The sequence below is a fragment of the Pusillimonas sp. T2 genome, assembly GCF_002236805.1.
In the GTDB taxonomy this organism is placed as follows: Bacteria; Pseudomonadota; Gammaproteobacteria; order Burkholderiales; family Burkholderiaceae_B; genus Neopusillimonas.
The window spans coordinates 258,910-282,920 of record NZ_NIQA01000004.1; the positions used below are offsets into that span (position 1 = coordinate 258,910).

19 protein-coding genes, 1 tRNA gene and 1 pseudogene are annotated in these 24,011 nt (G+C 56.6%); 17 read left to right on the forward strand and 4 right to left on the reverse strand.

Going from position 1 to position 24,011, the window contains the following annotated elements; all coding sequences use genetic code 11:
* Window positions 1-36 precede the first annotated feature (36 nt).
* Window positions 37-113, reverse strand: a tRNA-Met gene (locus tag PuT2_RS09355).
* Window positions 114-250: 137 nt separating this feature from the next.
* Between PuT2_RS09355 and scpB the strand changes: the two are divergent.
* The 8 genes and pseudogenes from scpB to typA all read left to right on the forward strand — a co-directional run.
* Window positions 251-796: pseudogene (gene scpB, locus PuT2_RS09360) on the forward strand (SMC-Scp complex subunit ScpB); the annotation flags it as partial.
* 52 nt (window positions 797-848) lie between these two features.
* The gene (gene rluB, locus PuT2_RS09365) at window positions 849-2,456 is read left to right on the forward strand and encodes a 23S rRNA pseudouridine(2605) synthase RluB (protein ID WP_173862531.1); all 1,608 of its coding nucleotides are present in this window, start codon (window positions 849-851) and stop codon (window positions 2,454-2,456) included.
* A 248-nt stretch (window positions 2,457-2,704) separates the two neighbouring features.
* On the forward strand, window positions 2,705-3,190 hold the full coding sequence (rimP, locus tag PuT2_RS09370; protein WP_093970842.1) for a ribosome maturation factor RimP: 486 nt from the start codon (window positions 2,705-2,707) through the stop codon (window positions 3,188-3,190).
* On the forward strand, window positions 3,187-4,674 hold the full coding sequence (gene nusA / locus PuT2_RS09375) for a transcription termination factor NusA (RefSeq protein ID WP_093970768.1): 1,488 nt from the start codon (window positions 3,187-3,189) through the stop codon (window positions 4,672-4,674). The genes rimP and nusA overlap by 4 nt, the downstream gene beginning before the upstream one ends.
* A 68-nt stretch (window positions 4,675-4,742) precedes the next feature.
* Window positions 4,743-7,631 (forward strand): translation initiation factor IF-2, encoded by a 2,889-nt coding sequence (infB, locus tag PuT2_RS09380; RefSeq protein WP_093970769.1) that lies wholly within the window; start codon window positions 4,743-4,745, stop codon window positions 7,629-7,631.
* 2 nt (window positions 7,632-7,633) lie between these two features.
* Window positions 7,634-8,044: a 30S ribosome-binding factor RbfA gene (rbfA, locus tag PuT2_RS09385; RefSeq protein ID WP_093970770.1), complete on the forward strand. Its 411-nt coding sequence runs from the start codon at window positions 7,634-7,636 to the stop codon at window positions 8,042-8,044.
* A 35-nt stretch (window positions 8,045-8,079) separates the two neighbouring features.
* Window positions 8,080-8,835, forward strand: coding sequence for a tRNA pseudouridine(55) synthase TruB (gene truB, locus PuT2_RS09390; protein ID WP_093970771.1), 756 nt, complete (start codon window positions 8,080-8,082; stop codon window positions 8,833-8,835).
* Window positions 8,832-10,655, forward strand: coding sequence for a translational GTPase TypA (gene typA, locus PuT2_RS09395; RefSeq protein WP_093970772.1), 1,824 nt, complete (start codon window positions 8,832-8,834; stop codon window positions 10,653-10,655). Before truB ends, typA begins: the two co-directional genes overlap by 4 nt.
* Before the next feature lie 77 nt (window positions 10,656-10,732).
* Here typA and PuT2_RS09400 read toward each other — a convergent pair whose 3' ends face one another.
* Entirely contained in the window at window positions 10,733-11,359 is a 627-nt protein-coding gene (locus PuT2_RS09400; RefSeq protein WP_173862535.1) for a TIGR00730 family Rossman fold protein, read from the reverse strand.
* A 52-nt stretch (window positions 11,360-11,411) separates the two neighbouring features.
* Here PuT2_RS09400 and polA point away from each other — a divergent pair, with 52 nt between their 5' ends.
* Window positions 11,412-14,129 carry a DNA polymerase I gene (gene polA / locus PuT2_RS09405; RefSeq protein ID WP_093970774.1) on the forward strand — a complete coding sequence of 906 codons (2,718 nt, stop codon included), beginning with the start codon at window positions 11,412-11,414 and terminating at the stop codon, window positions 14,127-14,129.
* A gap of 46 nt (window positions 14,130-14,175) precedes the next feature.
* The gene (locus PuT2_RS09410) at window positions 14,176-14,961 is read left to right on the forward strand and encodes a dienelactone hydrolase family protein (RefSeq protein ID WP_093970775.1); all 786 of its coding nucleotides are present in this window, start codon (window positions 14,176-14,178) and stop codon (window positions 14,959-14,961) included.
* Between the two features lie 68 nt (window positions 14,962-15,029).
* Here PuT2_RS09410 and htpX read toward each other — a convergent pair whose 3' ends face one another.
* Window positions 15,030-15,911, reverse strand: a complete 882-nt coding sequence (htpX, locus tag PuT2_RS09415) for a protease HtpX (RefSeq protein ID WP_093970776.1) — start codon at window positions 15,909-15,911, stop codon at window positions 15,030-15,032.
* 187 nt (window positions 15,912-16,098) lie between these two features.
* Between htpX and PuT2_RS09420 the strand changes: the two genes are divergently transcribed.
* Both PuT2_RS09420 and PuT2_RS09425 read left to right on the forward strand, forming a co-directional pair.
* A complete protein-coding gene (locus tag PuT2_RS09420; protein WP_093970843.1) occupies window positions 16,099-16,962 on the forward strand; it encodes a DMT family transporter in 864 nt (287 codons plus the stop codon).
* 69 nt (window positions 16,963-17,031) lie between these two features.
* The gene (locus PuT2_RS09425; RefSeq protein WP_093970777.1) at window positions 17,032-17,943 is read left to right on the forward strand and encodes a sulfurtransferase; all 912 of its coding nucleotides are present in this window, start codon (window positions 17,032-17,034) and stop codon (window positions 17,941-17,943) included.
* A 14-nt stretch (window positions 17,944-17,957) separates the two neighbouring features.
* On the opposite strand, the gene PuT2_RS09430 is transcribed toward PuT2_RS09425, so the two are convergent.
* Entirely contained in the window at window positions 17,958-19,106 is a 1,149-nt protein-coding gene (locus PuT2_RS09430; RefSeq protein ID WP_093970778.1) for an aromatic ring-hydroxylating dioxygenase subunit alpha, read from the reverse strand.
* A 202-nt stretch (window positions 19,107-19,308) separates the two neighbouring features.
* On the opposite strand from PuT2_RS09430, the gene PuT2_RS09435 reads away from it, so the two are divergent.
* The 5 genes from PuT2_RS09435 (at window position 19,309) to rpsF (ending at window position 23,994) form a co-directional block, all read left to right on the forward strand.
* A complete protein-coding gene (locus PuT2_RS09435) occupies window positions 19,309-19,587 on the forward strand; it encodes an exodeoxyribonuclease VII small subunit (RefSeq protein ID WP_093970779.1) in 279 nt (92 codons plus the stop codon).
* Window positions 19,588-19,592: 5 nt separating this feature from the next.
* Window positions 19,593-20,510 carry a polyprenyl synthetase family protein gene (locus tag PuT2_RS09440; RefSeq protein ID WP_093970780.1) on the forward strand — a complete coding sequence of 306 codons (918 nt, stop codon included), beginning with the start codon at window positions 19,593-19,595 and terminating at the stop codon, window positions 20,508-20,510.
* Window positions 20,511-20,583: 73 nt separating this feature from the next.
* Window positions 20,584-22,473, forward strand: a complete 1,890-nt coding sequence (dxs, locus tag PuT2_RS09445) for a 1-deoxy-D-xylulose-5-phosphate synthase (protein ID WP_093970781.1) — start codon at window positions 20,584-20,586, stop codon at window positions 22,471-22,473.
* A gap of 119 nt (window positions 22,474-22,592) precedes the next feature.
* The gene (gene folE2, locus PuT2_RS09450) at window positions 22,593-23,399 is read left to right on the forward strand and encodes a GTP cyclohydrolase FolE2 (RefSeq protein WP_093970782.1); all 807 of its coding nucleotides are present in this window, start codon (window positions 22,593-22,595) and stop codon (window positions 23,397-23,399) included.
* Between the two features lie 223 nt (window positions 23,400-23,622).
* Window positions 23,623-23,994, forward strand: coding sequence for a 30S ribosomal protein S6 (gene rpsF / locus PuT2_RS09455; RefSeq protein ID WP_093970783.1), 372 nt, complete (start codon window positions 23,623-23,625; stop codon window positions 23,992-23,994).
* Window positions 23,995-24,011 lie beyond the last annotated feature (17 nt).

The window sequence follows — 24,011 nt, forward strand, 5'->3', positions numbered from 1 at the left end:
AAAATGCCTGCATGTAATATGCAGGCATTTTTAATTTGGTTGCGGGGGCAGGATTTGAACCTACGACCTTCGGGTTATGAGCCCGACGAGCTGCCAGACTGCTCCACCCCGCGTCTGAAGAACTGAATATTAACCTACCTAAAAAAATAATGCAAATCCGTAGCAAATAGTTCACACCCTGAGGTACAAAGTAGGGGCTAGCAGTGCAACTTTGAAAAATTACGCGTAGAATTGTGCAAAACCAGAATACATGACCGAGAACGAAATCATTCGGGTGCTCGAAGCCGCGCTATTATGCGCCGACGCACCCTTGCCTTTATCCGAGTTACGCAAGCTGTTTCCCCCTGAAGACGTCTCTGCAGACGATCTCAGGAGGTTGCTTTCTGTGCTGCAGCTTGATTGGTCAGAAAAAGGGCTCGAACTGGTCTGTCTGGCCAGCGGGTGGCGGTTTCAAAGCCGCCCCGAAATGCAAAAGTTCCTAGAACGTCTTAACCCCGAAAAGCCGCCCAGATACTCAAGGGCTGTCCTCGAGACTTTAGCCATTATTGCGTGGCGTCAGCCGGTAACGCGCGGCGACATCGAAGATATTCGCGGGGTTACGGTTTCGTCTCAAATTGTCAAAGCGCTCGAAGAGCGTGGCTGGATCGAAGTGTTGGGTCATCGTGACGCCCCTGGGCGTCCCGCATTGTTTGGCACAACACGCCAGTTTCTCGATGACTTGGGTTTACGAACACTCGACGATTTGCCTGCACTCGAGTCGCAAGAATCTATGCAGGTGCTCGAAGGCTTGCAGCTCGACGACCCGCCGGCCCCTGATGCCGATTGATACGGAGTATCCGAACAAACTTATGAATGAAACCACTACCGAGGCCCTGTCGCAGGCCGTCGATGCCGTACATGACGACAACACAACCAAGGCGCCGGCCAAAGGCCGCGGGCGAAAACTGCGTACGCCGTTTCGTCGTCGCCGAGGCGATGAGTCTGCGGTTGAGGGCGCGCCCGACGAGTCGTCGGTGTCAAATCATCCCGAGGGTGTGACTCCGGCAGTCGGCGCTCCTGCCAAAGCACCGGCGCAAGCGCGCAAGCCTCGGGCTCGCGGTCCGGCCCCCCGGGGTAAAAAAGCACCGGTGTCGTCACAGGTAGCGTTGTCCGATGCCGAAGACAGCGCCGATGCCGACAAAGCTTTGGGCTACCTTGATAAAGCCCAAAAAATCGAACAGCGTTTAGGTAAGTACCTTAACAGCGATGCTGTGACACCCAAGCTGCATAAAGTGCTAGCCGATGCTGGTGTTGGTTCGCGACGCGAAATGGAAGAGCTGATTATTGCCGGGCGAGTGTCCGTCAATGGCGAGCCGGCGCATATTGGCCAGCGCGTTGGGCCTAACGATCAGGTGCGTGTCAATGGTCGCCCCATCACGCGCCCCAATGCCGCCAAGCCGCCACGCGTTATTCTTTATCACAAGCCAGCTGGCGAAATTGTCAGCCACGACGACCCGTCTGGGCGTGCGACGGTTTTTGCCCGCTTGCCCAAAATGCGAGTCGGTAAGTGGTTGTCGGTAGGGCGCCTCGACCTCAATACCGAGGGCCTGCTGATTCTGACCACATCTGGCGATCTGGCTAACCGGCTCATGCATCCGCGTTACGGCGCTGAGCGCGAGTACGCGGTGCGTGTGTTGGGCGAATTGGCCGACGAGCAACAAAAGCAGTTGGTCAAGGGTATTCAGCTCGACGACGGCATGGCGCAGTTTGGTTCGCTCGAATTTCTAGGGGGCGAGGGTAGTAATCGCTGGTACAGAGCAACGCTGCACGAAGGTCGCAACCGCGAAGTGCGTCGTATGTTCGAAGCCGCCGGTGTTACGGTCAGTCGCCTTATTCGTACTCGTTTTGGCGAAATCGTGCTGCCGCGCAACTTGCGTCGCGGTCGCTGGGAAGAGCTCGACAGTACGTTGGTTACCGCCTGGATGGTGCAGCTTGGTCTAATTAAAGACGACACCGCAGGCGGGCGCCGTGGTGAGCGTCCGCGTCAGCCGCTGTCTCACGACAGTGCCTTGCCGCCGGGTTTCGGTACGCTCGAGCGCAATGGCAGTAGTGGCGCCAAAATCAGTCGGCGAGGCAAGTTGTCGGGTGGGCGTCCGGGTGCGGTCGCTGCGGTGGCCCAGTCTTTCCCTTCCGATCCATACGGCACGGGGAAAATGCTTCCGGGCGGCTTGCCTAACGGGCATCCCGACGGTAAGGGCGCGAAGGGCCGCAAGCGGCCTGCTGCTGGTGGTGGTAAGCCCAAAGGCCCCGAAACAGCTCAGGGTAAATCGGCATCCCGTGCTCCAAGGGCCGCTGGTCCAAAGAGTCAAAAGCCTGGTCGTACGCCGCGTGCGGGTAAGCCGAGCACCGGTCGTGGCGACGACTGGCAGCCTAAGGGCGCCTCCGCGCACGAGTCCCGCTTGGGTGTGCTTAAGTAATCTTGTTGTTTTTTAAGTCTAAACCCCGGACAGAGCACGATTTTTTCTAAAATCTGTTAAAATACCGGCCTTTACAGGTATATGTTTGCTTTGTCGTTTGTTTGGCGGCAGGCATAGCCTTCGCTAAAGTGCAGGTAAGCCGGGGGTTTGCGCGCAGTGTACTCAGGTACAAAGTGCAGGCCGGCGCACCAGTCTTTAATAAGCGCAATAACAATGGGCTGGCGTACAGCCCTTTTTTTTTGAATTCTATGGCAGATATTTTCGCATTGACACAAGACGTCCTTGAAGGCACAGATCTCGAACTAGTCGATATCGAACGTATGCCGCTCGGGTTGCTTCGTGTCACGCTCGATCGTCCGGGCGGTGTGAGAATCGAAGACTGCGAACAAGTTTCCAAGCAACTATCCCGCGTATTCGAAGTTGAAGGCGTCGATTACCAGCGTCTCGAAGTCGGCTCGCCCGGCATCGATCGCCCGCTCAAGAAAGAGTCCGATTTCGTTCGCTTTGCTGGTGAGCGCGTCGAAATTCGTCTGCGCGAACCCCGCGACAACCGGAAGGTCTTCGCTGGTACTTTGCAGCTTGCTGAAACGACAAATACTGAAAGACGTGTTTTTGGCCTAGTGCTCGATCCCGTGGCCAAAAACAGCAAAGCTGAAGTCATCAGCTTTGCATTTGACGATATTGATCGTGCCAAACTGGATCCCGTACTTGATTTCAAGGGTAAAAAGCGATGAGTCGCGAAATTCTTCTGTTGGTTGACGCCCTTGCGCGTGAAAAAAACGTATCGCGCGAAGTGGTTTTCGGCGCGCTCGAGAACGCGCTGGCCTCTGCCATGAAAAAGCGTTTCAAAGAAGACGCTGATATCCGTGTGTCTATCGATCGCAATACCGGTTCCCACGAAGGGTTCCGTCGCTGGTTGGTCGTGCCCGATGACGCCGGTCTGCAAGAGCCCGATCAGCAAGAGCTTTTGTCCGAAGCCCAGGAAATCGTTCCAGGCATCGAGGTTGGCGAATACATCGAAGAGCCGCTTGAACCCATCGAGTTTGGCCGTATTGGCGCTCAGGCTGCCAAGCAGGCTATTTTGCAGCGCATCCGCGACGCCGAGCGCGAGCAGCTCCTCAACGACTTCCTCGATCGCGGCGAAACTATTGTCTCTGGTACCGTAAAGCGTATCGACAAGGGTGATGTCATCATCGAAACCGGGAAAATCGAAGCGCGTTTGCCGCGCTCGGAAATGATCCCCAAAGAAAACATTCGCGTGGGTGACCGCATTCGCGCCTGGGTTTTGCGTGTCGATCACTCGGCGCGTGGCCAGCAAGTGATTTTGTCGCGTACGTCGCCCGAGTTCATTCGTCAGCTCTTCGAGAACGAAGTCCCCGAAATCGAACAGGGCTTGCTTGAAATCAAAGCAGCTGCCCGCGACCCGGGTGTGCGTGCCAAAATTGCTGTTGTTGCATACGACAAGCGTATCGATCCTATCGGTACTTGCGTCGGCATGCGTGGTTCGCGTGTTACTGCGGTGCGCAACGAGCTGGGCGGCGAGCAGGTCGATATCGTCCTCTGGGCCGAAGATCCTGCCGAATTCGTCATCGGTGCGCTGGCACCGGCAACGGTCGAGTCCATCGTGGTCGACGAAGACAAGCACGCGATGGATGTCGTGGTCGACGAAGAGAACTTGCCCAAGGCAATTGGCTCCCGTGGCCAAAACGTGCGTCTGGCCTCCGAGCTCACCGGCTGGCAAATTAATATCATGACGCCCGAAGAAAGCCAGAGTCGTTTCGAGCAAGAGCGCACCGAATTGCGCTCGACCTTCATCAGCAAACTTGATGTCGACGAAGAAGTGGCCGACATCCTTATCGATGAGGGTTTCACCGGTCTCGAAGAAATCGCTTATGTGCCTATTCAAGAGCTTCTCGAAATCGAAGCCTTTGACGAGGACACCATCAACGAGCTGCGTGCCCGTGCCCGCAATGCGTTGCTTACCGAAGCTATTGCCCAGGAAGAGCGCGTGCAAAACACTGAACCTGCCATGCTCGAGCTAGAGGGCATGACGCCCGAACTGGCTGCCAAACTGGCCGAACACGATGTATACACCCGCGATGATCTGGCCGAGCTGGCCACTGACGAGCTGTCCGAAATTGCACAGATCGACGAACAATCCGCCAGTGACCTCATCATGAAGGCCCGCGCGCACTGGTTTGCAGACGATGAAACCTGATTTTTGGGTTATGTCTAGCCACCAGGTTGTTTTTAATGAATGAAGTAGTCGTATAAAGAGAGAGTCGAATGTCGAGTAACACCGTCGCCCAGTTCGCTGTTGAACTGAAAATGCCTGCAGATGTACTGCTTGATCAGTTGCGTTCTGCCGGCGTTGAACTCAAATCAGTAGACGATGCCGTCACTGATGCAGACAAGGCGAAACTGCTCGAATCGTTGCGCCGGTCGCATGGGGGTAGTGCTGCTGAGGGTAAAAAAATTACTCTCACGCGCCGCCAGACGTCCGAAATCCGCCAAGCAGACAGCTCGGGTCGGTCACGCACGATTCAAGTCGAGGTGCGAAAGAAACGCGTGTTCGTAAAGCGTGAGCCTGCCGAGTTGCTGGCTGAATCCGCTGCCCAAAAAGAAGCTGAGGTCGCTGCAGCGTCTGCTCCCGAGCCCGAAGTGCCGGTCGTAGCCGCACCTGCAGAGGCTGCGCCTGCAGTGTCCGTGCCCGTCGCTACGGCACCGGCGTCCGATGCTTCCCCGGCGGCCCAGGCGCCCGAGCCAGAAGCACCTGCAGAACAAAAAGCCGAAGCAGCGCCCGTTGAAGCGGTGCAGCCCGAGCCGGTAGCCGAAGCAGCACCTGTTGTTCCTCAGGCGTCTGAAGAAACTCCTTCGGCCGAGCCTGAAACGCCAGCAGCGCCGCCAGCCCCCGAGCAGGCGCCCGAAAAGGTCGAGCCTGCAGAAGCCAAGCCCGTCGCCGCTGAGCCCGTGGCCAAAGCTGCACCAGCAAAATCTGCCGAAAGGCCCACAGCCCGCCGTGCGGCCCCTACGCCTGCGCCCGCTGCCGACGAAGATCGCGAGCGCGCACGCAAAGCCGCCGAAGCCGAAGCAGCCGCATTGCAGCAAATGCTTAACCGTCCGCGTAAAGTGCTTAAGGCGCCCGAAGACGAAGGCGGCATCAGCGGCACGTTGCATAAGCCTGCCGGAAAAGCCGGTAAAAAAGAAGTTAAGGCGCCCGAGAAAAAACCTGTTCGCGCTGGCGAAGGTGGTGCTTGGGTCGACGATGGCTCGCGTAAAAAGCCAGTCGCGCGTACCGATGCTCCCGCACCCGCAAGCCGCGATGGCTGGCGTGCCGGTGGCAAAGCCGGTAAGTCGGGTCGTGGCCGTAACGCCCGCCAGTCGCAGGCCGAGCAGCGTCAACCTCAGGCGGTCGAATTCATCGCTCGCGAAGTGCACGTCCCGGAAACCATCAGTGTGGCCGATCTGGCCCACAAAATGGCCGTCAAGGCGGCCGAGGTCATCAAGCACCTGATGAAGTTGGGCCAAATGGTCACAATCAATCAAGTGCTCGACCAGGAAACCGCCATGATTGTGGTCGAAGAACTGGGCCACAAAGCTATCGCGGCCAAGCTCGACGATCCTGAAGCTTTCCTCGACACCTCCGAAGCCGAAGTGCAGGCCGAAGCCTTGCCGCGTGCACCTGTTGTAACGGTCATGGGTCACGTCGACCACGGTAAAACTTCGTTGCTCGACTACATTCGTCGCGCCAAAGTGGCGTCGGGCGAGGCCGGTGGCATTACGCAGCACATCGGTGCTTACAGCGTCAAAACCGATCGCGGTATGGTCACATTCCTCGATACCCCGGGTCACGAAGCGTTTACTGCCATGCGTGCACGTGGTGCCAAGGCGACCGACATCGTCATTCTGGTTGTTGCTGCCGACGACGGCGTTATGCCGCAAACCAAAGAAGCTATCCACCACGCGAAGGCAGCCGGTGTGCCGCTGGTGGTCGCCATTAACAAAATTGACAAACCCGATGCCAATCCAGACCGCGTTAAGCAAGAGCTGGTCTCAGAACAGGTCGTGCCTGAAGAGTATGGCGGCGACGTGCCGTTCGTACCTGTGTCGGCCAAAACCGGTCAGGGCATCGACGACTTGCTCGAAAACGTATTGCTCCAAGCAGAAATTCTCGAGCTCACCGCACCCGTAGAAGCGCCTGCCAAGGGTATCGTTATTGAAGCCCGTCTCGACAAAGGTCGTGGCCCCGTTGCTACTATTCTTGTTCAAAGCGGCACCTTGTCGCGTGGCGATTCGGTACTGGCTGGTGCAAGCTATGGCCGTGTACGTGCCATGCTCAACGAGAACGGTAAACCTATCAATACAGCCGGGCCTTCAATTCCCGTCGAAATCCAGGGCCTCACCGAAGTGCCCGCAGCAGGCGACGAGGTCATTGCCATGGCCGACGAGCGCAAGGCGCGCGAAATCGCCTTGTTCCGTCAGGGCAAGTTCCGTGACGTCAAGCTGGCTCGCCAGCAGGCCGCAAAGCTCGAATCCATGTTCGAAAACATGGGCGAAGGCTCGAAGAGCTTGCCGCTTATTGTCAAAACCGACGTTCAAGGTTCGCAGGAAGCATTGGTTCAGTCCTTGCTCAAGCTGTCCACCGACGAAGTCCGTGTTCAGGTCGTTCACGCTGCAGTTGGGGGAATCTCCGAAAGCGACGTCAACTTGGCCATTGCTTCTAACGCGGTCATTATTGGCTTTAACGTCCGTGCCGAACAAAGCGCCAAAAAACTGGCTGAAGGTAACGGCATCGATTTGCGCTACTACAACATCATTTACGACGCCATCGATGACGTTCGCAAAGCGATGTCCGGTATGTTGGCGCCAGAGCAGCGCGAAGAAATCATCGGTTCGGTCGATATCCGCGAAGTGTTCACTATCTCGAAAGTGGGCAACATTGCCGGTTGTATGGTTACCGATGGTGTGGTCCGCCGCGACTCCCAGGTTCGTTTGCTGCGTAATAACGTGGTTATCTGGACAGGCGCTCTCGAATCGCTGCGTCGCTTCAAAGACGACGTCAAAGAAGTCAAGGCCGGTTTCGACTGCGGTATCACCCTCAAAGGTAACGTCGACATCGAGGTGGGCGACCAGCTTGAGGTCTTCGAAATCAAACAAATCGCTCGGACACTATAAGCATGGGGCGCCACAAGTCTAAGCCCGCTTCGGGTCGCAACACCCGCCTGGCTGACCAGATCCAGAAAGATCTGGCCATCCTTATCCAGCGCGAACTCGATGTCTCGCGGGCGGGTCTTATCACCCTGACGGGTGTCGAGCTTTCTGCCGACTACGCGCATGCCAAGGTGTACTTTACGGTCATGGGCGCCGAACCCGATGTCGCGCTTGCGGCATTGCGCGAAAAGGCCGGCTGGCTGCATTCGCTGTTGTTCAAGATGCTGCATATCCATACGGTGCCGACCTTGCATTTCCACCACGATGATCAGCTCGCACGTGGTCTGGCACTGTCACAACTTATCGACCAGGCCAATGCGCCACAGGGCGGGGCCGTACGCGCCGCCGAACCCGACGAACCTGACGAACAGCCCTGAGGGGCTGTCGTTTTTTTGCCAAGAGACGCTAAACGATGGCTTCACGACGCGGGCAGCTGCTCGATGGCGTGCTGTTGCTCGATAAACCCGAAGGACTATCCAGCAATCACGCTTTGCAGCGCGCTAAGCGCACACTTGATGCGCGCAAGGCGGGCCACACTGGCACGCTTGATCCGTTTGCGACGGGGCTGCTTATTTGCTGTCTTGGTCGAACTACAAAAATTGCCGGCGCCATGCTCGACGCCGATAAGGTCTACGAAGCGACGCTAGCCTTTGGCGAGGAAACCGACTCTGGCGACCTGACTGGCAATGTCGTAACTTCTGTGCCTGATTTTCAGGGTATCGATCCACAGGCGCTCGATGCCGTTTTGCCGGCCTTTCGTGGTCCCATCGAACAAGTGCCGCCGATGTATTCGGCACTCAAACGCGATGGCAAACCGTTATATAAATATGCTCGAGAAGGCATTGAACTCGAGCGACCGCCCCGTCAGGTGACGATTCACGACTTGCAAGTTTTGTCGTGTGATGGTCTTCAGGCCCGACTGCGGGTGCATTGCAGCAAAGGTACGTATATCCGCACGCTCGCACAAGACATTGGTCGTGCGCTGGGTTGCGGAGCGCATTTATCGGCGTTACGCCGTACCGCAGCAGGGCCGTTCAGCATCGACGATGCCATCACGCTCGATGCGCTTCAAAGTATGGAAAACCCGATTTCGGTGCTGATCGCGCCAGATCATTTACCCGCCGGCCTGATGCCTGCGGGCGCTAAACAAAAGGATGAACAGTTATGAGTCGCGCATTGCGCAATGTGGCAATTATTGCCCACGTCGATCACGGTAAAACTACGCTGGTTGACCAACTGCTGCGTCAGGCAGGTACGTTCCGTGACAATCAGCAGCTTACTGAACGCGTTATGGACTCCGGTGATATCGAGCGCGAGCGCGGCATCACGATTCTGTCCAAGAACTGTGCGGTTGAGTACGAAGGCACACATATCAACATTATCGACACCCCCGGTCACGCCGACTTTGGCGGCGAGGTTGAGCGTGTGCTGTCGATGGTCGATGGCGTGTTGTTGCTGGTTGACGCTGTCGAAGGCCCCATGCCGCAGACGCGTTTCGTTACGCGCAAAGCGCTGGCCTTGGGCCTGAAGCCAATCGTGGTCGTCAATAAAATCGATCGCCCTGGTGCCCGGATCGATCACGTAATTAATGCCACCTTCGATTTGTTTGACAAACTGGGTGCGACCGAAGAGCAACTTGATTTCCCGATCGTTTACGCGTCGGGTTTGTCGGGTTACGCTGGTCTTGATCCCGATGTGCGCGAAGGCGATATGCGCCCGTTGTTCCAGGCCATCATTCAGAACGTTCCCCAGCGTGAAGACGACCCGAACGGTCCGCTGCAGTTGCAAGTCATCTCCATGGACTACAGCAGCTACGTTGGCAAAATCGGTATTGGCCGTGTGAATCGCGGTCGCGTTCGCGCGGGACAAGATGTTGTGGTCAAGTTCGGCCCCGAGGGCGACGCGATCAAAGGCCGCATCAATCAGGTGCTTAAGTTTAAAGGTCTCGAGCGTGAGTTGGTCGATGAAGCACAGGCCGGCGATATTGTCCTGATCAATGGTATCGATGAAATCGGTATCGGCTGCACATTGCTCGACCCCAGCAATCAAGAGGCGTTGCCGCTGCTGCGTATCGATGAGCCCACGCTGACGATGAATTTCATGGTTAACTCGTCGCCGCTGGCAGGCCGTGAAGGCAAGTTCGTCACAAGCCGTCAGCTTCGCGATCGTCTCGAGCTCGAGTTGAAATCGAACGTTGCGTTGCGTGTCAACCCGACTGACGACGACATGACCTTTGAAGTGCGTGGCCGTGGTGAATTGCACCTGACCATTTTGCTCGAAAACATGCGTCGTGAGGGCTACGAGTTGGCCGTGTCGCGTCCGCAGGTTTTGCTCAAGGAAGTCGACGGCGTCAAAATGGAGCCATTCGAGCTGTTGACCGTAGACGTCGAAGAAGCGCACCAAGGCGCAGTCATGGAAGAGCTGGGCCGTCGTAAGGGTGATCTGCAAGACATGCAGTCAGATGGTCGTGGTCGTACTCGTCTTGAATACCGCATTCCGGCTCGTGGCCTGATCGGTTTCCAAAGCGAGTTTTTAACACTGACGCGCGGTACTGGCCTGATGAGCCACATTTTCGACGACTATGCACCTATGCGTGAAGGTGGCGTGGGCGAGCGTCGTAATGGCGTGCTGATCAGTCAGGATGACGGCAATGCTGTGGCTTATGCACTCTGGAAGTTGCAGGACCGTGGCCGCATGTTTGTCAGCCCTGGTGAGCCGCTTTACGAAGGCATGATTATCGGTATTCATAGCCGTGACAACGATTTGGTGGTTAACCCCACCAAAGAGAAGAAGCTCACCAACATCCGTACCACCAGTAAAGACGAGCACATCGACCTGGTGCCGCCGATCCGGATGTCGCTTGAATACGCTGTCGAGTTTATCTCCGACGACGAACTGGTCGAGGTGACGCCCAAGTCGATTCGTTTGCGTAAGCGCTACTTGCAAGAGCACGAGCGTCGTCGTATGTCTCGTGAGGGTGCCGTTTAATAACGGTTTGCTTGCGTAAAAAGGGCCGCCCATGGGCGGCCCTTTTTTTATGTGCTTATGCCCGTGAGGCATGCGGGCTATTCAGGGATGATGGCGGCGTAACCCAGCTCATCGGCCCGGTCGGCCAGGAAGGTTTCAATGTGCCGCATGGCGGTCTCGACATCGTCGGTCAGGGTCATCAGGGCAAGATCGTTAGGGCCGATAAGGTGCTGCGTGCTTAACGTGGCCTTGATCCATTCAATTAAGCCGCCCCAGTAATCGACCCCCATCAGGATGACCGGCGCGGCGGGTACTTTACCGGTCTGAATAAGGGTCAGGACCTCGAAGAGTTCGTCGAGGGTGCCAAACCCGCCGGGCAGAGCGACATAGGCCGCGCTGTGCATGAAAAAAGTGGCTTTGCGCGAATAGAAATATTCGAAGCTCAGGCTGTGGGTTTGGAAGATATTGTTTTTGGTTTCGTGGGGTAGCTTGATATTCAGGCCGATACTATGCCCCCCGGCATTGAATGCCCCTTTATTGGCGGCCTCCATGATGCCAGGGCCTCCGCCGGCAATAACAGGCAGCCCGGCCTTTGCCAGCCGGGTGCCAATGGCCTCGGCCAGGGCGTAATAGGGTGATTCTGGTTTAATACGGGCACTGCCAAAAACGCTGACGCCCCAGCCAATTTCCTGAAGCATGTCGGCAGCTGTCTGCATCTCTGACATAATCACGGGGATCTGCCGGTCGACCGGCGTACGAACAAATTTATTGCTACTCATGAAAAAAACCTTGTTGCTTGTTGATGGTTCCAGTTATCTGTACAGGGCGTTTCACGCTCTGCCCGATTTGCGTAACGCCAAAGGTCAGCCGACCGGAGCCCTCTATGGTGTCATCTCAATGTTACGTAGGCTACCGCAAGATTACAAGGCAGATTACATGGCTTGTATTTTCGATGCCAAGGGCGGAACCTTCCGCGACGACATCTACCCCGAATATAAAGGTCATCGTCCGTCCATGCCCGACGACCTGGCGGCGCAGATCGAACCCATCCACCAGGCTGTGACGGCTTTGGGCTGGCCCGTACTGTCGGTATCCGGGGTCGAGGCCGATGACATTATTGGTACGCTGGCCCATCGCGCCACCGGTCTGGGGGTGCACACTATTATTTCTACCGGCGACAAAGATCTGGCGCAGCTGGTCAACGAACACGTCGAGCTGGTCAATACCATGAACGGCGGGCGTCAGGATATTGCGGGCGTCATCGACAAGTTCGGGGTCAGGCCCGACCAGATCATCGACTTCCTGATGTTAACTGGCGATGCAGTCGACAACATACCAGGTGTCAACAAGGTTGGGCCCAAGACCGCAGCCAAATGGTTGAACGAGTATGGTTCTGTCGACGAGCTTGTGCGCAATGCCGACAAAATTAAAGGGGTGGCGGGTAACAATCTGCGTGAAGCCATTCCTAACTTCGAAATGACGCGTCAACTGATTACGGTCAAGCTCGATTGCGATATCCCGTTTTTATCCGATGACTTGTCCGATCTGACGCCCAAACCTCAAGACACCGATACGCTGGTGCGTCTGTATGATGAATACGGCTTTCGTACCTGGTTGCGCGAACTCACCGGCGATGAAGAGCGGGTTCCTGTACAAGACAGTCGCGTGGCCGCCGACCCTCCACCCGAGCCGGTCGACGCCGATTACGATACCGTACTCGATTGGAAAACATTCGATAAATGGCTCGATCTGATCACGCAGGCTGACTTGGTTGCAGTCGATACAGAAACCACGTCACTTGACCCAATGCAAGCGCAAATGGTGGGTGTTTCTTTCGCGGTTGCGGCAGGCAAGGCGTGCTACATACCCGTGGCCCATCGTGGTCCCGACCGCGTCGAACAATTGCCGCGCAACGAGGTCCTGGAGCGTTTGCGCCCCTGGCTAGAAGACGCGTCTGCGGTCAAGTTGTTGCACAACGCAAAATACGACGCCCATGTGTTCATGAACCATGGCGTCCGGGTGGCAGGTATTACCGAAGACACGATGCTCCAGGCGTATGTGCTTGAGTCTCACCGCCGGGTCAATTTGCAAGAGTTGGCCGAACGTTGGCTGGGGCGGCAAGGCGTCAGCTACGAGGCATTGTGTGGCAAAGGCGCCAAGCAAATCGGGTTCGACGAAGTCGATGTCGAGAAGGCGTCTTTTTATGGTTCTGAAGATGCTGACTTTACCTTGCAATTGCATCAGGTATTGCGGCCCAAAGTGTCGGCCGAAGGGCATTTAGACGACATTTACCGGCTTGAGGTCGAGGTTTCCGACGTCTTGACCACCATTGAGCGCAATGGTGTGAAAATCGATGCCGACGTTCTGGCGCGTCAAAGTCATGAAATTGGGCTGCAGTTGCAGACACTCGAGGCCAAGGCGCACGAGTTGGCGGGTCAACCTTTCAATTTGAATTCTCCCAAACAGTTGGGTGAAATCCTTTTCGACCGCATGCAGCTTCCGGTTGTGCGTAAAACCGCCAGTGGTGCGCCGTCTACCGACGAAGACGTGCTGACCAAGCTTGCCCAAGACTACCCCTTGCCACAGGTGTTGCTCGAGTATCGCGGTCTGGCCAAACTCAAGTCAACCTATACCGACAAGCTGCCGAAAATGATCAACCCGGCGACGGGTCGGGTCCATACGCGCTATTCGCAGGCTGCCGTCATTACAGGGCGTCTGGCCTCGTCCGATCCCAATTTACAGAATATTCCGGTTCGAACGGCCGAGGGCCGACGTGTTCGAACGGCTTTTGTGGCCGGGCAGGGAAAGATTGTGTCCGCCGATTATTCGCAAATCGAACTTCGTGTCATGGCGCATGTTTCGGGTGACGAAGGGCTTCAAAAGGCTTTCGCCGAAGGGCAGGACATTCACCGGGCCACGGCCGCCGAAATTTTTAGCGTGGCTCTTGACGCCGTCACCGCCGATCAACGCCGTTCGGCAAAAGCCATTAATTTTGGTCTGATCTACGGTATGGGCGAGTTCGGACTGGCAAGCGCATTAGGCATTACGCGCGACGCCGCCAAGTCTTATATCGACCGCTATTTCTCGCGTTACCCGGGTGTGGCGCGTTATATGGAAGAGACCCGTGCCAAGGCGCACGAGCAGGGCTATGTCGAGACGGTCTTCGGTCGTCGCCTTTGGTTGCCCGACATCAAGGGGTCTAAAGGGCCACGTCGTGCTGGCGCCGAGCGCGCTGCGATTAATGCGCCAATGCAGGGGACGGCCGCCGACCTGATCAAAAAGGCGATGGTGGCGGTGCAGCGCTGGATCGTTGCTGAAAAACTGGCGACCCTGATGGTGATGCAGGTGCACGACGAATTGGTCTTTGAAGTGCCCGAGCACGAAGTCGATTTACTGGTGTCGCAGTTACCTGGCCTGATGTGCAATGTGGCGCAGCTGGCCGTGCCTTTGGTGGCTGAGGTCGGCGTAGGCCCCAACTGGGAGCAGGCGCACTAACTCCTAACCTTTACACTTTGCGAACAAAACCTAAACAGGAGGAACAATGGCATTTTCACCCATCACGGGCGCTGCGCCCACAACAATTTATACCGACGGGGTCGGGCTGGCGTGCGGCGAGTTCCAGATGCCTACGTTTGACGGCACTATTACGGCTTACTATGCCAAGCCCGAAGCCAGGCAGCAGGCGCCTGTCGTACTGGTCATCCAGGAAGTTTTTGGGTTGCACGAGCATATTCGTGATGTTTGTCGGCGCTTTGCCAAAGAAGGGTATTTTGCGGTGGCCGTGAATCTCTTTGAGCGTCAGGGTGACTGTAACCAGTACACCGATGTTCCGACCCTGATCAAGGAAATCGTTTCTAAGGCTTCCGATGAGCAGGTCATGGCTGACCTGGATGCCAGCGTGGCCTGGGCTCGCGAACAGGGCGGTGATACTGCGCGTCTGGCAGTCACTGGTTTCTGTTGGGGTGGTCGTATCACCTGGATGTATGCCGAGCACAGTTCAACATGCCGCGTAGGTGCGGCGTGGTATGGCAAGCTGGTGGTGGGCCATGGCCCGTTGCAAAAGCGTAATCCTATAGACGTAGCCAATACGCTCAAAGCCCCGGTACTGGGTTTGTATGGCGGTCAGGATGCCGGCATTCCGTTAGCTGACGTTGAGCGCATGCAGGCCGCGTTGGCTCAAGGCAATGATCATGCCCGGGACTCCAAGATCATCGTTTATCCCGAGTCGAACCATGCGTTTTATTCTGACTACCGGGGGAGTTACAACGAGCCCGACGCCAAAGACGCCTGGCAACGTACATTGGCCTGGTTCGACAAGTATTTATAAACCCAGGCGGGCAGTTGCCGTCAGGTGCAATCTGCCGCTTGTTTCTAGCGGCAGATTGCCTTTAGCAGTTAGAGCGTTTGCGCACTACGAAGGGCGCGAATGCGGTCTTCGATGGGAGGGTGGGTCGAGAACAACGCAGCGATGCCTGCCCCACCCGAAATGCCCGAGGCTTCGAATGATTTGGGTAATTCGCCGGGCTCAAGTCCTCCTAAGCGGGCCAGGGCCTTGACCATGGGCTCGCGTGCGCCCATAAGCTTGGCACTGCCTGCGTCGGCGCGATATTCGCGCTGGCGCGAGAACCAGGCCACAATAATAGACGCCAGCAATCCGAAGATGATTTCGCACACAATGACGGTAGCGTAATAGCCCATACCGACATCGCGGTCGTTTTTGAGTACCACGCGATCAACGAAGTAGCCGACGACGCGCGCCAGGAACACCACAAACGTATTGACGACACCTTGGATGAGCGTGAGGGTAATCATGTCGCCGTTGGCAATGTGCGCCACTTCGTGGCCCAGCACGGCAGCCACTTCCTCTTCGGTCATGCTTTCAAGCAAGCCGGTTGACACCGCCACGAGGGCGTCGTTTTTAAAGGCGCCGGTGGCAAATGCGTTGGGTGGGCCATCGTAAATGGCGACTTCAGGGTGACCAATGCCGGCTCGGTCGGCCAACTGATGCACGGTATCGACCAGCCAGGCTTCGCGAGCATTGCCCGGTGCCTGCGGGTTGATGACACGTGCGCCTGTGCTTTGCTTGGCCATCCATTTGCTAAGCAGTAACGAAATGAACGAACCAGTAAAGCCCACCAGTGCCGAGAAAATCAGTAGCTGGGTAAGGTCAAGGCCTTGGGCCGTCATGTAACGTCCCACACCCAACACACTCATGGTGATGCTTAGCACGACCATGACAGCGATATTGGTTAGCAAGAAAAGGAAAATGCGTTTCATAGGGTGGATATCCTGCAGGATTGGAAAGTAACACCGCGGTGTGGATTTTGACGATTTATATTGGGGCCAAGTTCCGTATATCAACAGTGTCGGGCATGTAAAAACTGACAATTTGCTGAAAATAAATTTTTCCGGGCGGCAGTATAGTATCGCCTTTAATGTATTACCGGAACTATACCGCGCCATCATGCAGTCTTTATGGATGATTCTGGCTTGTGCCATGTTTGCAATTATGGGGGCATGCATCAAGGTGGCCGCAGGATTAGGGGTCTCGCTACCGCAAATTGTATTGTTTCGTGGCGTGCCTTCGGTGCTGTTGTTGCTTGTCTGGTCTATCTCGACGCACCGGCGGGTCTGGCCCAAAAACCCCAGGCTGCACCTGTGGCGTAATCTTTCAGGCATTACCGCCATGTGGATGGGCTTCTATGCCTTGTCTCATCTGCCCTTGCCGACCGCGGTCAGTCTCAACTACACGTCCCCTTTGTTTATCACCGGCTACATGCTGATGTGGGGCGGCGCGCGCAACGACTTTGTTCGTGCGGCGGCCGTTGTCATGGGTTTTTTTGGGGTTTTGGGCATTTTGCGGCCAAGCATTGGCGACGAGCAGTTCTTTGCCGCCCTTATGGGGTTGGGGGCAGGTGCTTTGGGAGCAATAGCCATGATGCAGGTGCGACAGCTGGGGCAGGCGGGTGAGCCCGAGTGGCGTACTGTGCTGGTTTTTTCAGCCTGCGTTTGTCTGACCGGTCTTGTGGTGCTGTTTGCCCAGGGTTGGCAACCTTTGTCTTTGAATGCCTGGTTGGCCGCCATTGGGTTGGGTGTGTCGGGGTTGGTGGGGCAACTGGCCATGACGCGTGCGTTTGGCGCCGGCAAGGCGTTATTGACAGCAGCCTTGCAGTACACGACGATTATCTTTGCAACGCTGTTGGGTATCGTGTTCTGGGATGAGCACCCCGATGCGTTGGCCTGGCTTGGTATGGCGCTGGTCATCGGGGCCGGTTTACTGTCAACATGGCGTACTTATACCGAAAGCAGGCGGCACCGGCGGGCATGACCGTAACCCTGTGCCGGTCACGATACTGTCAACCGTTTGTTTATGCGCTTTACCCAGAAAAGGAACTCTATGCACGAGCTTTTGATTGATGCCGCCACCCTGAAGCCTCTGGTTGAATCCGGGCAATGTATTGTGTTCGATGTCCGCCACGATCTGGCAGATCACGCTGCAGGGCGGCGCCAGTACGAGCAAGGCCACATACCCGGCGCCATCTTTCTTGACCACGAGCAAGATCTGGCTGCACCCAAAACCGGCACTAATGGCCGTCATCCGTTGCCTTCGCTACCAACCTTCCAGGAACTGTTGCAGAAGCATGGTGTACAGCCGGGCGTGCAAGTTGTGGTTTATGACGGCGGGACCAGCGCTTTTTCGGCGCATCTATGGTGGATGCTGCGGTGGGCGGGTCATCGGCCGGTTGCTATTCTTGATGGCGGTTTGCCTGCCTGGTCGCGTGCAGGGTTTGCGCTGAACTCAGTTGGGGCGTCGTCCGAAGGTCATCAGCCTGAAGCGTTAACTCAGGGGGCAGATGTGGCGTCTGGGTCGGGTGCGGGGGCGTCTGTCTCTGCGTCTGGATTGGCAAGCATGCCGACGTTCTCAGCCGATGATGTCTTGGCAAATATCGGCCGTGGGCCTTATGTGGTGCTCGACGCACGTGCCGAGAATCGCTTCCGTGGCGAGGTCGAGCCCATGGATCCGGTAGCAGGACATATCCCCGGAGCATTGAATCGCCCCAATAGTCTTAATTGCCAACCCGACGGGCGTTTCCGGCCGGCTGACGAATTACGGGCCGAGTTCGAGCAGATGCTGGGTAATACACCGGCAGACCATGTCATTCACCAGTGCGGGTCAGGTATTACAGCCTGCCATAATTTGTTTGCCATGGAGCTGGCGGGGTTGGGCGGGTCGGCCTTGTACCCGGGGTCGTGGAGTGAGTGGTGCAGTGATGCGTCCCGCCCCGTGGCTGTCGGGGCGGGTACCTGAGTGCCGTTGGCTGGTCAGTCGCCTGACATCATTTGGCGGTACCAGGCGTGGAAGTGCATCATGCCGTCTTCCATAGGCGATTGATAAGGCCCGGCCTCATTCACACCCCTCAACATCAGGGCTTTCCGGCCGGCGTCCATGCGTTCGGCAATTTCATCATCTTCGATGGCCGTTTCCATGTAGGCTGCCCGTTGTGCCTCAACAAACTCGCGCTCGAAAGCGACAATTTCTTCGGGGTAGTAAAACTCGACAATATTGACGGTTTTTTGCGGGCTGACCGGGTGCAGGGTAGAAAGCACGACCACATGGGGGTATAGCTCGATCATGTGCGTCGGGAAATACGTTACCCAGACGGCGCCGAAGTCGGGCGTCTGGCCTGCCCGAAACTGCAGCAGCTGGTCGTGCCAGCGTTTGTAGGTATCGGACCCCGGTTGCGCCAGTGCATTGTGTACGCCTACTCGCTGCAGGCTGTACCAGTCTGAAAACTCCCAGGTCAGATCGTCGCAGGTAACAAACCGGCCCAGACCGGGGTGAAACGGCCCCACATGGTAGTCTTCAAGGTAGACCTCGATAAAGGTCTTCCAGTTGTAATTGCACTCATGAACCTCGACGTGGTCGAGCACGTAGTCACCGAAGTCGAATTCGGGGCGGCTGAATAGCGGCGCCATATCAGATGCCGGGTCGCGTGGCCCCTCGAACAACAAGCCGTGGCAATTTTTTAGGGTGAATTTCTGCAGGTTCATGCAGGGTGTTTTGGGAAACTGTGGCGCACCCAAAAGCTCACCTTGTTTGCTGTATGTCCAGCGATGTACAGGGCAAACAATATTACCGCCGGTGTCGCGCAAGTTACCTCGATGCGCAGCGGGCTGGTTCTGGGCATCGGCCGAATCAAACCCCAGCATGACGGCTTGGCGGTGACGACACACGTTCGAGATCAGTTCTACCCCGGCGGCGTTGCGAACCAGGGCGCGACCGGCGTGCTCGTGCGCGAGCGTGTACCAGTCGCCGGGCTCGGGGACCAGTTTTTCGTGCCCGACGTACAGGGCCGAGTTCTTGAAAATACGGGCTTTTTCGCGAGCGAAGATGTTTTCGTCGAAGTAGCTGTCGACCGTTAGCTGCGATTGCGCCAGCGCGAATTGCGCTTCCCGACCAATGTCGGTCATGATTTGTCCCCCGCGTGGTTACTTACCAGCCAAATACATAAAGGTTTTGGGGCTGGTGCGAAGAAAAAACGGACTGGCCGATGAAATTAAAGGGGGCATTGTACCTTAGTTTTTTGCTTTAAAAACAAGACCTACAGCCAATGCCGGCCGTCTTGACCCGGCATCTCGTACAATCGCATTAATTCAATTCAGGAAACACAGAATGGCTGATCAATCTGCCGATTCCGCGCCGGGTGTGCGCAAACCGAAATCAGAACCGTTGCCCAAAGACTTCGAAACCGCGCTGGCGCAGCTCGAAGCCTTGGTGGCGCAAATGGAAAATGGCGAATTGCCTCTCGAGGCTTCGCTTGCGGCCTACGAACGTGGGGTCGAGCTTTCCAAAATTTGCCAAAAACTGCTCGATAAGGCCGACGAGCAGGTCAAGGTCCTGCAAGGTAATTTACTCAAGCCGCTCGACGACCGCGGCCCAGACGAGGAGTAACACCGATGCCTGTGACGCAACCGGTTTTCTCCGACTGGATCAAAAGTACTGCCGCGCATATTGAAACGGTAATCGACGAGTTCATGCCCGAGGCCGATCAAACGCCGGAGCGTTTGCACGAAGCCATGCGGTATGCCGTACTTGGCGGCGGTAAACGCATCCGCGCCGCTCTGGTGTATGCCGCCGGCGAGGCTTCGCTAAGCGCCGGTGCAAACCTGTCTTCCGCGCAGGCCCGAGCGCTCGATCACGCTGCCGCTGCGGTCGAGCTTATTCACGCTTATTCTTTGGTGCACGACGATCTGCCCTGCATGGACAACGACGACCTGCGTCGCGGGCGGCCCACCGTGCACCGGCAGTTCGACGAGGCTACGGCCATGCTGGCTGGCGATGCTTTGCAGCCGCTGGCATTCGAACTGTTGGCGCAAACGCCGGTCGCGCCTGCGCTGGTTGTTCAGGCCGTCGAATTGTTGGCGCGTTCGGCCGGTAGCCTGGGTATGGCCGGTGGGCAGGCCATCGATTGCGCGGCGGTTGGTCAATCGCTTACGCAAGATCAGCTGCAGCTCATGCACACCATGAAAACGGGTGCGATGCTACAGGCCAGTGTTTTGCTGGGCGGGATTGTCGTTGGTGCGGGTTCGGCTGCGCGCGAGGGTCTCGAGCGCTACGCAGCAGCCGTAGGGTTGGCTTTTCAGGTCGCCGACGATATTCTTGACGTTACCGCCGACACTGCAGTCTTGGGTAAAACGGCGGGCAAAGATCAACAAGCCAACAAGCCAACGTATGTGTCTTTGCTGGGTGTAGACGGAGCGCGCGATTTCCTCGAAACATTGCGCCTCGAGGCCCACGCTGCTTTGCGCCCTTTGGGCCCAACTGGGCAGCGTCTGGCCGAGATCGCCGACTACATTGTGGGTCGCGATCGCTAATTCACGATGGCGCGCCCGGCAACTCATCTAAAATAGGGGGCCCAATGGCGCCCGACGCCGGACTTTTACTCGTATGACTTATCCCGTTCTAGAACAGATCAATTCGCCTGCCGACTTGCGAACGCTTGAGCCACGTGCCTTGAAGCAAGTCGCCGATCAGCTGCGCGCGTTCATCTTGCAGTCGGTAGCCAAAACCGGTGGCCATTTGTCGTCCAATTTGGGTACGGTCGAGCTTACCGTTGCCTTGCATTATGTCTTCAATACCCCCGACGACCGCATCGTCTGGGATGTCGGCCATCAATCGTATCCGCATAAAATTCTTACGGGCCGCCGAGAAGCTATGGCGCAGTTGCGCCATTTTGGTGGCATTTCAGGGTTTCCAAAGCGAAGCGAATCGCCGTACGACGCGTTTGGCACAGCACATTCTTCGACGTCAATTTCTGCCGTGCTGGGCATGGCGGTGGCGTCTCGCAACCTGGGCAAGTCCGAACGTCAGCATATTGCCGTTATCGGAGACGGCGCAATGACAGCCGGTATGGCTTTCGAGGCGCTGAATAATGCGGGTGTCACCCCCGGCGTCAATGTGCTGGTCATTCTCAATGACAATGACATGTCTATTTCGCCGCCCGTGGGCGCGCTTAATCATTACTTTGCGCGATTGATGTCCGGCCGTTTCTATGCGGCAGCTAAAAACATGGGCCGTGCGGTGTTGCAGCATATGCCACCGGTACTCGAGCTGGCCAGGCGTGTCGAGGGGCATGCCAAAGGGCTAGTCTCGCCAGCCACTTTATTCGAAGAGCTGGGTTTCAATTATGTCGGTCCCATCGACGGTCACGACCTTGATGCCTTGGTGCCCACGCTGCAAAACCTGCGTCAGTTGGGTGGTTTGCAGTTTTTGCATGTGGTGACTAAAAAAGGGCAGGGCTACAAGCTGGCTGAAGCCGATCCGGTGTTGTATCACGGTCCCGGAAAATTCGACCCTTCCGTCGGTATTCAAAAGTCCAAAGCGCCGACTCGCCAGACATTTACGCAGGTTTTTGGTCGTTGGTTATGCGATATGGCCCGTCAAGACGACCGTCTGGTTGGTATTACGCCTGCCATGCGCGAAGGTAGTGGCATGGTCGAGTTCCATCGCGAGTTTCCCGAGCGCTATTTCGATGTGGGTATTGCTGAGCAGCACGCGGTAACTTTTGCAGGCGGTGTTGCGTGCGAGGGCCTTAAGCCTGTCGTCGCTATTTACTCGACGTTTTTGCAACGCGGTTACGACCAGCTCATTCATGACGTGGCCCTGCAAGACCTCGATGTTACGTTTGCGCTCGATCGGGCAGGTCTGGTGGGGGCCGATGGCGCCACGCATGCGGGCAACTACGACATCGCCTTTTTGCGTTGCATTCCTAACATGGTGATTGCTACGCCGTCCGACGAAAACGAGACGCGGCTGCTGCTCAGCACCTGTTATCACTACAATGGGCCGGCGTCGGTGCGTTATCCGCGTGGGGCCGGTTGCGGCGCCGAGGTCAGCAGCGCGCTCGACACTGTCGAGATTGGCAAGGGCCGGTTGTTGCGTCAAGGGCAGCGCATTGCCATTTTGGGTTTCGGCACATTGGTGCCCGTTGCATTGCAAGCGGCAGAGTCCCTCGACGCCAGTGTCGCTGACATGCGTTTCGTCAAGCCGCTCGACCATGCCCTGGTCGATGCCCTGGTCGATTCTCACGATGTGTTGGTTACCCTCGAAGAAGGCGCCATCATGGGTGGTGCCGGTAGTGCCGTCCTAGAGTATCTTAGCGTCAAAGGCGCTCAGGTGCCTGTGTTGCAACTGGGTCTGCCGGATGAGTTCATTGATCATGGCGATCAGGCACTGCTGCTCAAAATGCAGGGGCTAGATGCCGACGGTATTGTCCATGCAATTCGACAACGCTTTCCAGAATTTGACTTTGTCCAGGACAAAGTCGTGTCACGCTAATCTGGGTCAAAAACCTGTCGAACTCAGGGGTTATGCTCGACAGGGGGCTGATCAGCAGGGTAACGTATAGGCGTTGCTTATTATTGTCCCGGGTCGCCGGGTTTCATACAGGTTGAACAATGAACTCTATTACTGATTCCGCCGCAGTCATGCCCGACGTCCAAAGCTCGGCCGATACGCGCCGTATGCCGATTCAGCGCGTAGGGGTTCGGGGTGTTCGGCACCCCATGCTTGTCAGTGCCGGTCCAGAGGGGCAGGCGATGCCCACCGTGGCCGACTGGGAGCTCACTGTGGCCCTGCCTGCCCACGAAAAAGGCACGCACATGTCGCGCTTCGTGGCGCTACTCGAGCAACATCGCACAACGCCGATGACCCCGCAACTGTTTTGCGACATGGCTCAGGCGATGCTGCCTTTGCTCAATGCAGAAAAAGGCGACATTCGTGCGCGTTTTCCTTATTTCATCGAAAAGGTTGCGCCGGTATCGCAGGTGGCCAGTCTGATGGACTACGAAGTCAGCTGGAAGGCCACGGCGACAGCCGACGATGTCTTGTTCGAACTGCGTGTGCTGGTTCCGGTGACTAGTCTGTGTCCGTGTTCAAAGGCTATCTCGCAATATGGCGCACACAACCAACGCTCGCACGTTACTGTCGATGTCGTATTCGACAACCCCGCGCAAATCGATATCAATGCCCTTATTCAGGGTGTAGAACAGCAGGCGTCATGCGAGCTGTGGGGTCTGCTGAAACGCGGCGACGAAAAGTTTGTTACCGAGCGCGCCTACGAGAATCCCAAGTTTGTCGAAGATCTGGTTCGTGATGTGGCCGTACGTCTGCAAGCCATCGAAGGTGTGCAGCGCTTCCGTGTCGAAGCTGAAAACTTCGAGTCCATTCATAACCACTCGGCATACGCTGTTGTAGAAGGCTAAATACACTGCGTGATTAGATGTAGGTTGTTCAAAGCCTACACATAGGCCCCGGTTTTTGCCTGCTGCTGGTGGGTAAAAACCGGGGCATGTTATTATTAGCGGTTTCTTGCTCGACTTTGCTTTTCGGGTTGGCGCATTTTTTGCGGCCACCTCGTTAGCCAGGCGGGCTATCCCTTTTGTTGCTATCGCAGGCAATAAAAGCCATCCACAAGGAGTATCACTTATGCGTCACTACGAAGTAGTGTTTATTGTGCACCCCGATCAAAGCGAGCAAGTGCCCGCCATGATCGAGCGCTACCAGGGTTTGGTTACAGGTAACGAAGGCAAGATCCATCGCCTCGAAGACTGGGGTCGTCGTCAACTGGCTTACCCCATCCAGAAGCTGGTCAAGGCCCACTATGTGTGCATGAACATCGAGTGCAACCAAAGCACCCTCGACGAACTCGAACACTCGTTCCGCTACAACGATGCTGTTTTGCGTCATTTGGTCATCAAGACCAAAAAAGCTGACACCGCGCCTTCCGTCATGATGAAATCTGTCGAGCGCGAAGAAGCACGCAAATCCAGCAACGACGCTGCGGCCGACGCCGAGTAAGGGCGCGTAGCGCGCAG